The sequence below is a fragment of the Archangium violaceum genome, from assembly GCF_016859125.1.
GTDB lineage: Bacteria > Myxococcota > Myxococcia > Myxococcales > Myxococcaceae > Archangium > Archangium violaceum_A.
Genome location: NZ_CP069338.1, coordinates 3,625,049 through 3,638,201, shown reverse-complemented (window position 1 = coordinate 3,638,201; position 13,153 = coordinate 3,625,049). Strand labels below are relative to the sequence as shown.

The following is a 13,153-nucleotide window of genomic DNA, read 5'->3' as shown; positions in this document are numbered from 1 at the left end:
GGGAAATGACGGATGCACCCTCTCCCCCCGGGAGAGGGGAAGTCTTCGGCGCATGGGCCCATGTCCGTCTCGGGCTCGGCGCTCTCGAGCGTTGGCGACACCGGGTACGTCCAGGGACCGTGGATGCTCGTGGCCGCCGCGTAGCCGACGCGGTAGTTCTCCGAGCGGGTGTCGTCTATCGGCTGGCATTCGCGACGGCCGTCTTGTTACCGGACAGCACCAGCACCTCGGACGCGCTCAGCGCCCGGTTATAGAGCGCGAATTCACGGTACTGGCCGACGAAGTACTTGTCGGCGTTGTACAACGACCTGCCCAGGTAGTTGGACACCGTCATGCCGCCGCCGATGTCGCCGGGCTCTATCGTCACACCGGTCTTGACCGCGACCACCTGGCCATTCAGGTAGAGGGTCGCCGTCGAGCCCTCGAGCGTGTACACGAGGTGCACCCACTGCTCGCGCGGCAGCGGGGCGCTGCTCGCCGCGGTCTGCTCGGTCTGGTAGTTGCCGGTCGTGATGCTCGCCCGGTAGACGGAGTTGCCGGTTGCGAAGAGGTAGCCCTTGCCAGCACCAGCGGCGTCCGTGTTGCCGAGGCCATACACGAAGTACGCGCCCGATTGTGAGGCATCCAGGTAGACCTCGGCTTCCACCGTCACATCCGTGACGCCCGCGAGAAGGTTCCGCGGCATCTTCACGTAATCGTCGACGCCGTCGAACCGGAGGGCGCCACTCGCCTGCCACGTTGCGCCACCGACGATCGTGCCATCCTGGCCATTGCCCGAGACATCGTGAAGCACGCTGCCCGCGCCGTCCTCGAAGTTGTAGCGCAGGATCTCTCCAGCCGCGTTGACCGGCGCGGGCTCCGGGACGCCAGCGGTCAGCGCCTCCAACTCCGCGCGAGTGACCGGGATGACGGTGCCATGGCGAGGGCTCGCCGGCAGGTCGTAGTCGTCGGGGACCACCCACGCCGGCTGCGAGATGTCACTCGTCGCGAGCGGGATGTAGCCGCGGCCCGAGTACTCGTCGACGAAGAGGTAGTAGGCCGCTCCGTTCACGTCTCCAGGGTTCGCCTTGAAAGCGGTCGGACCTTCCACGGCGCCAGTCCCCGCGCCGCGCCCGATGCAACTGGCGATGGTCGTCCAGGCCGCCGACGGCGAGAAGGCGCGGAGGTCGGTCGACTTCTCCTGGATGATGTCACTGCAGCCCGTCGAGCGCCCCTCGTCCTTCGTGAACCGGTAGTACGTCTCTCCCTCCTTGAGGACGGTCGAATCGATGACGGACATACCGGGGTCCTGCCACAGGCGAGGCTCGCTGAAGGTCACGAAGTCCCGGGTCGTGGCGTACAACATCCGGTTGTAGGACGTTCCCGTGTGATTCGTATCGCTCGGGTCGTAGAGCTTCGATGCCCAGAACACCACGTAGGCGCCGATGCTCTCGTCGTAGTACGCCTCCGGCGCCCAGGTGTTGCCTGCCGTATCGGGAGACACCTTGACGTGGCGTTGCTCCGACCAGGTGACGAGGTCGTGAGACTCCCAGACCTCGATGTACTTGCTCCCCGTGCGCTGGGCCGCATCCCACGACGTGCCGCTCCCGATCGAGAGGTCCGTGGCGATCAGGTAGAACGTGTCTCCCTCGGGTGAGCGCACGATGAACGGGTCTCGGAGGCCCTTCGTGCCGAAGCTCGAGGTGAAGACCGGAAGCCCGCCATGGAGCTCCGTCCACCGTAGAGCGTCATTGCCCTGGCTCGCCGCGAAGAAGATGTTCTCCCCCGCGAGCGAGCTGCCCGTGAAGTACGCGAAGGCATACCCCTCGAAGGGAGCCAGCTTGACGGCGGCCCGTACGGTCGCGGTGAACACGCGCTGGGCCCTCGCCCCGTTGTGGACGAGCGTGGCCGTGAGGCGCACCTGGGTGTCAGCCGTCTGCCGGTGGACCTCACCGGTGGCCGACACGATCGAAGGGTCGGAGCTCCGCCAGGACACCGGAATTCCATCCTGTGTCGTGGGCAACGTGAGATTGCCGCGCACGTCGTCGACGTTGACCACCCGGAGCGCCGCGGCGGCGGCGTCGACGAGGCCCTGGTCACCCGGAAGCGCGAGCACCGTGACGGTGAAGTCCCTGCGAGTGCTCGCGGCTCCCCGCGTGAGGGTGGCGGACAGGGTGATGGTCGCGTTTCCTTCGCCGACGTCCGGCCGCGTGACGTCACCCGAGGCACTGAGCACATCCGGGTCACTCGACGTCCAGGTGATCGCCGCGCCATTCGGCCCGGACAGGGGAAGGATCAGGCTGCTCTCGACGGCCGAGAGGTCTCCGAGCGTGAGCGCGGCGGCATCCCGGTCGACCCGTGTCTGCTCGCTCGCGACGAGTCCCGCCACATCGGCCGCGCTCAGCGCCGCGTCGTAGATGCGAAAGTCGCGGACGTTGCCGAGGAGGTACGCATCGCTCGCGTACACCGAGCGCCCGATGTAGTTGGCCGTCGTCGTACCGCCGCCGATGCTCGCGGGCGTGACGGAGACCCCGGTGCGCTGGGCGACCTGCTCTCCATCGAGGTAGAGCGTCGCGACACCACCGGACAGCGTATAGGTCAACGTCTTCCACACGCCGCGAGCGAGAGCGACATGGCTGTTCGCGTCCTGCTCTCCCACCTGGTTCGAGCCGGTGATCGCCGTGCGGTAGTCATTGCCCGTGGTCGACAGGTAGCCGGTTCCCTGGGAGCCCGTGACCGGGTTCCCGAGCCCCCAGATGAGGTACGGCGTGGTCTGAGCCGGCTTGATGAGGACCTCCGTGCTCACGGTGATGGAGGTCAATCCGCCGAGAACGTCATTCGGGAGCTGGACGAAGTCGTCGACACCGTCGAGCGCCAACCCCTCGCTGCCCTGCCAGGCGGCCCCTCCACTGACGGTGCCGTCGCGGCCATTGCCGGAGCTGTCGGTTGCGACGGTGCCGGAGGTCTCGTTGAGGGCGTAGTGGACGACGAGTCTCGGGTCCGGTTCCGCCGCGGGAGGCTCTGCCTTGCAACCGAACAGCATTGTGCCGAGCAGAACCGATGTCACCGACGCAAGGGTGGAGCGAGCCTCGTTCCGTATCATGACGCCACCTTTCTTGAATGCCGGCCGCTTCGACCCGCCGGACAGGGTTCCGGCCGCCCTGGCAGCCCCCAGCGTCATGGCAACACCCGCGCCCTGCCCGCCGTCGTCAGGAGTTTCTGGTGGTCCGCATTGCTGATGAAGCCGCCGGCGAGCCATGCCGCCGAGGTCTGTCTGACGTGCTCGACCCAGTCTCCCTTCGAGGCAAACGGCGCGTTTCGCCAGACCGCATCCAGCAGCCGCAGCCCATCCGCCCCCCGCACGTTGCCGACACCGCTGTCGAGGCCGGCGAACACGACGGTCGGTGTGACGTTCTTGACGTATGAGTGGAACGGATCGGTCGTTCCCTCCAGGAACGGCACGAATTCCGTATCGCCCACGGTGAAGTGGAGTGCCTTTCCGGCCACCGGCGCGAATGCATCCACGAGATCCCCAGACAGCCGGGTGAGCCGGTCCAACGAAAAGGACAGCGTCGTCGTGGACGCAGCCCGGGCCACCAGATGGATGGGGCCGTAGAAGACCGCCCGCAGGTCCGGGTCGTCAGGAGTGGCCTCGACCCGGAAGCTGAACGGCATGTCGACCGTCACGGTGTCCCCGTCGGACCAGACCCTGTCGATCGAGTGATACGAGCCGGGGCGGGTCGCGGACGTGTCGACGACCGTGCCGTTGACACGCACCCTGTAGCCCGTGGTCGCCCAGGCGGGCCTGCGGAGCCGGAGCGAGAACCCACCAGAGCCAACGATGGTCAGTGTGGTCCCCTGCTCGACCGGGAAGCCCGTCGTCTGGGTCACGGTGATGCCCTTCGTGTCCCAGCGCAGCACCGAGGGGCTGAAGAGATTGACATAGAGGGCATCGTCGCCCGCGGTCCGGAAGTAGACCGAGTCCTGATACTTCGTGGCACTCTCCATGCCGGTGCCCTCGCAGCAGGTGGTGCCGGACTTGGGAGTGAAGTCTCGTTGTGACCCCGCGGCCAGGCCGATGAAGTAGGTGACCAGGGGGTACTCCGAGTCGGCCTTGTCCTGTTTCGACCCCAGGATCTGGTTGAACAAGGTGCGCTCGTAGAACTCCATGTAGCGCGGATCCTGCTCGTGAAAGAAGAGCAGGCGCGAGAGCTTCAGCATGTTGTGGGCACAGCAGGTCTCGGCATTGACCGAGGTGAGGGTGCTGGCGATCGCGTCCCGGGCCTTCCAGAACTCGCCATCGCTGGTCCCACCGATGCTGTAGGTCCTGTGCTCGGCCACCATCGGCCAGAAATTCCGGGCCGCCGTGAGGTAGCGCTCCTCTCCTGTCTCGTCGTAGAGCCGGACGAGGCCGTTGAAGATCGGGATGTGCTGGTTCGCATGCAGCCCGTTCAGGATGTCGGTGTTGCTCGCGCAGGCGTCGATGAGTGAGCTCAGCTGGAAGAAGCCGGCCAGTTCCAGGTGCTCCCGCTTCCCGGTGAGGGAGTAGGTGTCGACGATGGCCTCGACGATGCCTCCGAACTCGCCACTCGAGAAGAGGCTCCACATGCGCTGGCGAACCGCCTGGCTCAGGCGGCTCAGCCGGGAGTGCATCCAATCGCAGAGGCCAGACGCGAGCTCCAATGCCTTCGCCCGGGTGCCGGCGTCATCGCTGTTGAGATGTGCGTCGACCAGACCTTTGAGTATCTTGTGCGCGGTGTAATAGGGCGCCCACACGACCTGGTAGTTGCTGGCCGTCATGGACTCGAGGGTGATGAACTGCGTCTCCGGATACGCCGCGAGGAAACCGGGATGACTGGGGGCGCCCCAGGTACGCCGTAGGCCCGCGTGGCGGCCTGCCCCGGAGGAGTCCGCGATCGTCGCCGTGTCGGTGTCATCGAAGTCGTACGACGCCAGGTCGCCGCGACCGACGGGACCCGAGGCCGCTGGAGCCCACTGCAGCTCGGCCACCTCTTCGGCCGAGAGCGCCCGGCTGTAGAGGTTGAGCTCGTCGATACCTCCGACGTAGAGCGGGTCGGCGCCGTAGTGCGACCTGCCGATCCAGTAGTCCCGCAGGGTTCCCAGCGCCGCGGGGGTGAGGCTCACCGCGCTGTTGGAGCCCACCAGGACACCGTTGACGTACAGATGCGCCGCGTGTCCATCCAAGGTGACGGCGATGTGGCTCCAGGTGTCGAGCGGCAGTGGCGCGCTCCCATTGACTGCCTGCTCGCCGCCGGCCCCGCTGGTGGTGATGGCGAAGCGCGGAACGCCACTGCCGTTGCGCTGGGCCAGGTAGAAGTACCTCGTCGTGTCGTTGCCGGCATCGAAGAGCCTCGCCCATGCGTCGGAGCGAGTGGGGCGGACCCACATCGACAGGGTCAGTTGGTCCGCTGTCCCGACCGCCGCGGGCGGTAGCGTGACGTACTGATAGGAACCGCGAACATTCTCGATGGCCCCGCCAAACCGACCGGGCACGCTGAGGACCCAGGGGTTCGTCCGTGCCAATGCCTCCCGGCACGCGTGAAGACCCGCCACCATCGCGGTGAGCTTGTCATTGAAGACCGCCTCGCCGGTACTCGCGTAGGCCTGGGCGAGCATCGAGAGGAAGTGGCCTCCATAGTGGCCGCGCAGGTTGCCATTCGCTTCGCCATCGAGCCCTTCCCACCCCCCGGGAGCCACCGCCCGCCCGGGATCCAGCCCGGCATTCGCACGAAACACCGAGAGCAGGCGGTTGACGTCGTATCCCCGCCCGTAGTCGAGCATCAGGTCGCGCTTGCGTGAGAAGACCCCATCCGCCAGCGCGACGTTCGCCAGGGGAAAGGGAAGCAGCCTCTCGGTGGTCGGCGGCATCGACATGCCCTGGGACAGCGCCGGCACGGCACCCGCCGCCCTGCTCCTGAATGCGCCAAGGCCCGCGGCCACCCCTGCCCAGGCCGTGTAACGAAGCACGCTACGGCGATCAATCCGCCACGTCGAACGCCAGGAGGTATCGGATTTCATCGGGCCCCTCTCTCGGGACAGAAGGGATGTTAACGTTCACATTCGGAAGCAAAAAAGAAGAAGCCAGCGGCCAGGAGCCGGCTGAGAGACTATTTCTGGCCGTAGTACGCGTTCTGGCCGTGCTTCCTCTCGAAGTGCTTGCGGATGAGGCGGTCGGAGAGGCGGGCCGCGTCGGGAGAGAGGCCGCGGGTGATGAACGCCATCTTCGCGAGCTCCTCCAGGACGGCGGCGTTGTAGACCGCCTTCTCGGCGGTCTCACCCCAGGCGAAGGGCGCGTGCCCGGCCACCAGGACCATGGGGGTATGCAACGGATTGCGGTTCCGGAAACACTCCAGAATCTGGTTCCCGGTCTCCGTCTCGTAGTCGCGTCCCACCGCCTCGTCGGACATGAGCGCCGTGCAGGGGACGTCTTCGGCCAGGTGGTCCGCGTGGGTCGTCCCGTAGATGGGAATGGGCATGCAGGCCTGGGCCCAGCCCGTGGCGTAGGTCGAGTGGGTGTGGACGATGCCCCCGAGGCCCTTCAGGTTCCGGTACAGGACGACATGGGTCCTCGTGTCGGAGGAGGGGCGGAGCGTGCCCTCGACGATCCTCCCCTCGAGATCGACCACCACCATGTCGTCCACCTGGAGCTTCTCGTAGGCGACCCCGCTCGGCTTGATGGCGAAGACGCCCGCCCCGGCATCCAGGGCGGAGACATTTCCGAAGGTGTAGATGGCGAGCCCGCGCCGGGGGATCTCCATGTTCGCGGCCCAGGCTCGTTCCTTCAATTCACGGTATTTCGATTCCATGAGACCTCGCTGCGGTTCAGAGCTGTGCTCGAGAGTGTTCGCGGCCTACCCGCCGGCATGGGCCGTCCGCTCGGTGGACGCGGACGCGGGGAGCTGCTGCCCGTTGACCTCCCGGGTCGCGGGGATGGGCCCCTTGCTCCGGGGACCACGCGCCAGCGCCTTCTGCAACAGACAGAAGACGAGCAACAACAGACCAATGACGATCTTCGTCCACCAGGAGCTGAGACTGCCCTCGAACATGATGAGGGTCTGGATGGTGCCGTAGATCAGCACGCCGACCAGGGTGCCCACGACATAGCCCGAGCCCCCGGTGAGCAGGGTTCCACCGACCACCGCCGCCGCGATGGCGTCCATCTCCATTCCCTGCGCGTGCAGCCCGTACCCGGACAGCATGTAGAAGGTGAAGGCGATTCCCGCCAGGGCGGAGCAGAAGCCGCTGAACGTGTAGGTGAGGATCTTCGTCCTCGCCACCGGAAGGCCCATCAGCAGGGCGGACTGTTCGCTCCCGCCAATCGCATAGAGGGTCCTCCCGAAGCGCGTGTAGTGAGCGAGGTAGATCGCCACCACCAACATCCCCAGCGCCATGACGACGTTGACGGAGATGGAGGTATCGAATGGCAGCGGGATTTGAACCGCGGAGATATCGCTGAAGAACGGATTCGTGATGGAAATCGAGTCGATGCTGATGAGGTAGCAAAGCCCTCGCGCGAGGAACATGCCCGCCAGCGTGACGATGAAGGGCTGGACTTCGAAGTATTGGATGACGACCCCGTGGACCAGGCCGATGGCCGCCCCCATCAGCAGGACCAACGGAATGACCAGCGCGGGGCTCCAGCCCCGGTTCTCGACCAGGGTCGCCAGGACCATGGTCGTCAGCGCGATCACCGAGCCCACCGAGAGATCGATGCCTCCGGAGATGATGACGAAGGTCATCCCGATCGCGGCGATCAACAGGAAGGCGTTGTCGACGAAGAGGTTGAGGAAGACCTGGAGCGAGAAGAAGCCCTCGAACGCGACCGAGCCCGCCCCGAACATCGCCACGAAGAGCCCCAGGGTGACCACGAGCGGCAGGTAACGCGGATCCAGGCGGGGCCTCGAATGCGCCGGCGTCAGGGCGGGGAGTGCCGCGGCGGAAGCAGCGGTGTTGCCATTGTCCATCACAGTGCCTCCCGAAGCTTGCCCAGCGTGGCGATGCGATTGCGCACCTTGTCGGACTGCAGGATGCTGACGAGGAAGACGACGACCGCCTTCACGACGAGCGTCACCTCGGGCGGCACGCCGACGGAGTAGATGGTCGTGGTGAGCGTCTGGATGATGAGGGCGCCCAACACACTGCCCACCAGCGTGAAACGGCCGCCGTTGAGCGCGGTTCCACCCAGGACCACCGCGAGGATGGCGTCCAGTTCGAAGAGCAGTCCCGCGTTGTTGCCGTCCGCGCTCTTGACGTTCGAGCTGACGATCAACCCCGCGATCCCCGCGCACAGGCCACTGAAGGCATAGGCCCAGAAGGTGATGGCGCGCGCGCGGACTCCCGCGAAGCGGGCGGCGACGGGGTTGAGGCCGACCGCCTCGATGAAGAGGCCCAGCGCGGTCTTCCGGGTGAGCAGCAGGAGCAGCGCCAACACGGCGGCCACGATGAAGAGCGAGAACGGGAGCCCCGCGAGGAAGCCATTCCCGATGAAGAAATAGGGGGTGTAGTAGATGGTGATGATCTGGCCCTCGGTGATGAGCTGGGCCACGCCGCGCCCCATCACGAGGAGGATCAACGTGGCGATGATGGGCTGCATGCCGAAGAAGGAGATCAGCATGCCGTTCCACATCCCGAAGAGCATCGCCACGGCCAGTGTGACGATGATGACGAGCACCAGGGGATACCGGGTCGCGTCCTGCGCTCCGCCGCTCAGGTCCAGCTGGCCGCCAATCATCGTCGCCGCCACCGCCCCAGCGATGGCCACCACCGCCCCCACGGAAATATCGATGCCGTGTGTGGCGATCACCAACGTCAGCCCCATGGCGACGATCATCAGGGGGGCGGCACGGTTGAGGATGTCGATCAAACTTCCGTAGAGGTGCCCCTCCCGGATGGTGATGGAGAAGAAGTGCGGATTGAAGGCCAGGTTGAACAGCAGGAGCAGGGCCAGGGTGACCAGCGGCCAGAAGACCCGCTTCTTGGCCAGACCCCGCACGAGCTCGGACGTCGAGACGCTCATGCCTGACCTCCCGCGATGATCTTGAACACCGTGCTCTCGTCCGCCTCGCCCGCCTCGATTTCGCCCACCTTGCGGCGGTCGCGCATGACCGCGATGCGGTCCGAGTAGCAGAGGACCTCTTCGATTTCCGAGGAGATGAAGAGGATGGCCATCCCCTTGTCACACAGCTCCATGACCTTCTCCATGATCTCGAGCTTCGCCGCCACGTCGATGCCGCGGGTCGGCTCGTCGAGGATGAGCATTCGCGGGTCGGTGGCCAGCCAGCGCGCCAGGAGCACCTTCTGCTGGTTTCCGCCCGAGAGCTGGGAAATGGGCTTCTCCGCATCGGGGGTCTTGATGCCGAGGGCCTTGATATAGGTTTCCGCGAGCTCGTCCTGCTGCTTCCGGGAGAGCGTACGGAAGATGCCCCGCTTCGCCTGCAGGGCGAGCACCATGTTCTCGCGGATCGACAGCTCGCCCACGATGCCCTCGTGCTTACGGTCCTCCGGGCAGAAGCCGATGCCGTGCTGGATGGCCTTCAGGGGCGAGGAGAGCTGCGCCGACTTCCCCTCGATCTTGATGGAGCCCTCCTCGGCCCGGTCGATGCCGAAGAGCAGCCGGGCGATCTCCGTCCGCCCCGAGCCCAGGAGACCTCCCATGCCCAGGGCCTTGCCCCGCTTCACCTCCAGGCCCACGTCCTGGACCGAGCCCCTTCGTCCAAGTCCCTCCGCGCTGAGGAAGGGCGCCTCGGCCTCCTCGCCCTGGGCCACCTCCGCCGACGGGAGGCGGACGCTCTTGGCCCTGCTCGGACCTGCCTCGGCGACCTCGCGGCCGACCATCCGGGTCACCAGCTCGATGCGCGACAACTCGGTGACGGGGTATTCGCCGACGAGCTCGCCGTTCCTGAGGATCGTGATGCGGTCGGAGATCTCGAAGATCTGATCCAGGAAGTGGGTGACGAAGAGGATGGCCATCCCCTGGGCCTTGAGCTTCCTCATGACCGACAGGAGCATCTTCACCTCATCCTCGGCGAGGCTCGAGGTCGGCTCGTCGAGGATGAGGATCTTCGCCTGCGTGCTCAGCGCGCGGGCGATGGCGCACACCTGCTGCACCGCGATCGAATAGGCGGAGAGCGGAGCGGTGACGTCGATGTGGATGTTGAGGTCCGCCAGGAGGGCCTCCGCCTTCCGGTTCATCTGCTTCCACCGGATGGCGAAGGCCTCGGAGGGGTCATGCCCGAGGCAGATGTTCTCGGCGACCGACAGGTTCGGGCAGAGGTTCACCTCCTGGTAGACCGTGCTGATCCCAAGCTTCCGGGCCTCGCTCGGGCTCCTGGGCTTGATTTCGCCCCCCTGGAGGAGGATGCGTCCCGCGTCCGGGCGATGGACGCCCGTGAGGATCTTGATCAACGTCGACTTGCCCGCGCCATTCTGGCCCATCACCGCGTGGACCTCGCCCGGCAGGAGGCGGAAGTCGACCCCCCGGAGAGCCTGGACACCGGAGAAGCGCTTCGAGATTCCCTTCACTTCGAGCACCGGAACGGCTTCAGTCATGGACCCCTCTCCTCCACGCACAAGGCCTGGGTTTCAGTACTTCCGGTTCGGGAACTCCTTGGCGGCGACCTCCTGCGGGAACACGCCCTCCTCCGTGACGATGCGCCGGGGCACCGACTTGCCGGCCACCACGTCCTTCACGAGGCTCATCAGCTGCGGCCCCAGCAGCGGGCTGCACTCCACCGTGCAGTTCAGCTTGCCGGCCATCATCGCCTCGAAGGCGCCCTTCACCGCGTCGATGGACACGATGACGATGTCCTTGCCGGGCCGCAGGCCCGCCTCCTCGATGGCCTGGATGGCGCCAATGGCCATGTCGTCGTTGTGCGCGTAGAGGACGTTGATCTTCTTGCCCTCGGCCTTGAGGAACGCCTCCATGACCTCCTTGCCCTTCGCACGGGTGAAGTCGCCGGTCTGCGAGCGGATGATCTTGAACTTCGGATGGCCCTTCAGGACCTCCTCGAAGCCCTTCTTGCGGTCGATGGCGGGAGCGGAGCCGACGGTGCCCTGGAGCTCGACGATGTTGACCTCACCCTTGGCGGCCAGCTCCTTGACCGGCGCGTAGTCGACCAGCCACTTCGCGGCGCGGCGGCCCTCCTCCACGAAGTCCGAGCCCAGGAAGGTGACCCAGAGCGACTCGTCCTTCGCGGAGACGGCGCGGTCGGTCAGGATGACGGGAATCCTGGCGCGCTTGGCCTCCCGGAGGACAGGCTCCCAGCCCGTCTCGACCACCGGCGAGAAGGCAATCACATCCACCCGCTGGGCGATGAAGGAGCGGATCGCCTTGATTTGATTCTCCTGCTTCTGTTGTGCGTCGGAGAACTTCAGGGTGATACCCGCCTGCGCGGCGGCATCCTTGATCGACTGGGTGTTGGCCGTGCGCCACTCGCTCTCCGCACCCACCTGGGAGAAGCCAAGCACTATCTTGTCCTTGGCCAGGGCAAGTCCCGGGCCAAACGCAAGGATGAGAAGGACTGCGGACGCTACGTTGAACAGGGCTCTCTTCATGGGTCGCCTCTCACTTCGTGTTGTCTGGGGTGTGACAACGGCCGTGCCATGACGAGCGACAGTCCCGCCATGACACGGCCCACATCGCTCTCACCTACCGGGACAGCCGGTACGCGAGATCATTCCAACGAAGCTCGTTCTTGAGGGTGGAGAGCTCCGTCCCACGCCCGATGTGGATGAACTCGATGCCCACCATCCCCGCGAAGTCCTGGAGCTGGGAGACGGTGATGGCGCGGCTGAAGCCGGCGTGGTGGGCGCCACCCGCGAGGATCCACGCCTCGCAGCTCCGCTTGAAGTCGGGCAGGGGGCGCCAGACGGCGTGCGCCACGGGGAGATTCGGCATCGGGTTCTCGGGCTTCACGACGTCGAGCTCGTTCACGATCATCCGCATGCGGCCGCCCATGTCGACGAGGGTCGCGTTGACCGCGGGACCGGCCCCGGCCGCGAAGACGAGGCGGCAGGGATCGGCCTTGCCGCCGATGTCGAGGGGATGGACCTCGAGCGAGGGCTTGCCCTCCGCGATGGACGGGCAGACCTCGAGCATGTGCGCGCCGAGGACGAGCTCGTTCCCCTTGGCCAGGTGGTACGTGTAATCCTCCATGAAGGATACACCACCGGGGCGCCCCGCGCTCATCACCTTCATGATGCGGATGAGGGCGGCCGTCTTCCAATCTCCCTCCGCCCCGAAGCCGTAGCCTTGCGCCATGAGCCGCTGGCAGGCGAGGCCGGGCAGCTGCTTGAGCCCATGCAGGTCCTCGAACGTGGTGGTGAAGGCGCTGAAGCCGCCCTCCTCGAGGAAGCCGCGCATTCCAATCTCCTGCCGCGCGGCATCGCGGAGCCCCATGCGCCGCTCGCCCCCCTTCCTGAGGGCCGGAACGAGCGAGTACGTGTCCTCGTACTCCGAAATCAGCGCATCCACCTCGGAATCGCTCACGTCGGCGATGCGTCCGACCAGGTCACCCACGGCGAAGCCATTCACGGACCAGCCGAACTGGATTTGAGCCTCGACGCGGTCACCACCGGTGACGGCCACCTCCCGCATGTTCATGCCGCCGAAGCGGACGATCTTCATGCGCCGCGACTCGGCGAGGCCGCAGGCCGCCCTCGCCCAACCGTCGAGCTTCGCCAGGACGTCCTCGTCCTTCCAGTAGCCAACGACGATCTTCCGCTCCAGCCGCAAGCGGGCGCCGATGAACCCGAACTCGCGGTCACCGTGGGCGGACTGGTTCAGGTTCATGAACTCCATGTCGATCTTGTCCCAGGGGAGCTCACGCTCCGTCTGGGTATGGAGGTGGGCGAGAGGCTTCTGGAGGCGCGAGAGCCCGGCGATCCACATCTTCGACGGAGAGAAGGTGTGCATCCAGGTGATGACACCGACACAGTCCGGCGAATTGTTCGCCTCCAGACAGACGTTGAGGATCGCCTCGGGATCCGTGAGCGTGGGCTTCCAGACCACGCGGACGGGAAGCTTCCCGGAGGCGTCGAGGAACTCGGCGATCTTCCGTGAATCAGCGGCGACCGTCGCCAGCGCCGCATCACCATAGAGATGCTGGCTTCCGGTGAGGAACCAGACTTCCTGCTTCTTCAACTCGATCATGAC

Annotated in this window: 9 protein-coding genes; 1 reads left to right on the top strand and 8 read right to left on the bottom strand. The window is 66.0% G+C overall.

The features are described from left to right. The first annotated feature begins 12 nt into the window (after positions 1 to 12). On the top strand, positions 13 to 144 hold the full coding sequence (locus JQX13_RS55385) for a hypothetical protein (protein ID WP_275424998.1): 132 nt from the start codon (positions 13 to 15) through the stop codon (positions 142 to 144). A 31-nt stretch (positions 145 to 175) separates the two neighbouring features. On the opposite strand, the gene JQX13_RS15625 is transcribed toward JQX13_RS55385, so the two are convergent. The 8 genes from JQX13_RS15625 to araA all read right to left on the bottom strand — a co-directional run bounded on the left by JQX13_RS15625 (position 176) and on the right by araA (position 13,150). Continuing rightward, positions 176 to 3,082: a LamG-like jellyroll fold domain-containing protein gene (locus JQX13_RS15625; protein WP_203409809.1), complete on the bottom strand. Its 2,907-nt coding sequence runs from the start codon at positions 3,080 to 3,082 to the stop codon at positions 176 to 178. 74 nt (positions 3,083 to 3,156) lie between these two features. Further along, positions 3,157 to 6,018: a beta-L-arabinofuranosidase domain-containing protein gene (locus JQX13_RS15620; protein WP_203409808.1), complete on the bottom strand. Its 2,862-nt coding sequence runs from the start codon at positions 6,016 to 6,018 to the stop codon at positions 3,157 to 3,159. 89 nt (positions 6,019 to 6,107) lie between these two features. Further along, entirely contained in the window at positions 6,108 to 6,806 is a 699-nt protein-coding gene (locus JQX13_RS15615; protein ID WP_203409807.1) for an L-ribulose-5-phosphate 4-epimerase, read from the bottom strand. Positions 6,807 to 6,851: 45 nt separating this feature from the next. Next, positions 6,852 to 7,964, bottom strand: a complete 1,113-nt coding sequence (gene yjfF, locus JQX13_RS15610; protein ID WP_203409806.1) for a galactofuranose ABC transporter, permease protein YjfF — start codon at positions 7,962 to 7,964, stop codon at positions 6,852 to 6,854. Then, positions 7,964 to 9,016, bottom strand: coding sequence for an ABC transporter permease (locus JQX13_RS15605; protein WP_203409805.1), 1,053 nt, complete (start codon positions 9,014 to 9,016; stop codon positions 7,964 to 7,966). The genes yjfF and JQX13_RS15605 overlap by 1 nt, the downstream gene beginning before the upstream one ends. Then, entirely contained in the window at positions 9,013 to 10,548 is a 1,536-nt protein-coding gene (locus tag JQX13_RS15600) for a sugar ABC transporter ATP-binding protein (protein WP_203409804.1), read from the bottom strand. The genes JQX13_RS15605 and JQX13_RS15600 overlap by 4 nt, the downstream gene beginning before the upstream one ends. A 33-nt stretch (positions 10,549 to 10,581) precedes the next feature. Next, complete coding sequence (locus JQX13_RS15595) at positions 10,582 to 11,553, bottom strand: ABC transporter substrate-binding protein (protein WP_203409803.1); 972 nt, start codon at positions 11,551 to 11,553, stop codon at positions 10,582 to 10,584. 94 nt (positions 11,554 to 11,647) lie between these two features. Next, positions 11,648 to 13,150 carry an L-arabinose isomerase gene (araA, locus tag JQX13_RS15590; RefSeq protein WP_203409802.1) on the bottom strand — a complete coding sequence of 501 codons (1,503 nt, stop codon included), beginning with the start codon at positions 13,148 to 13,150 and terminating at the stop codon, positions 11,648 to 11,650. Positions 13,151 to 13,153 lie beyond the last annotated feature (3 nt).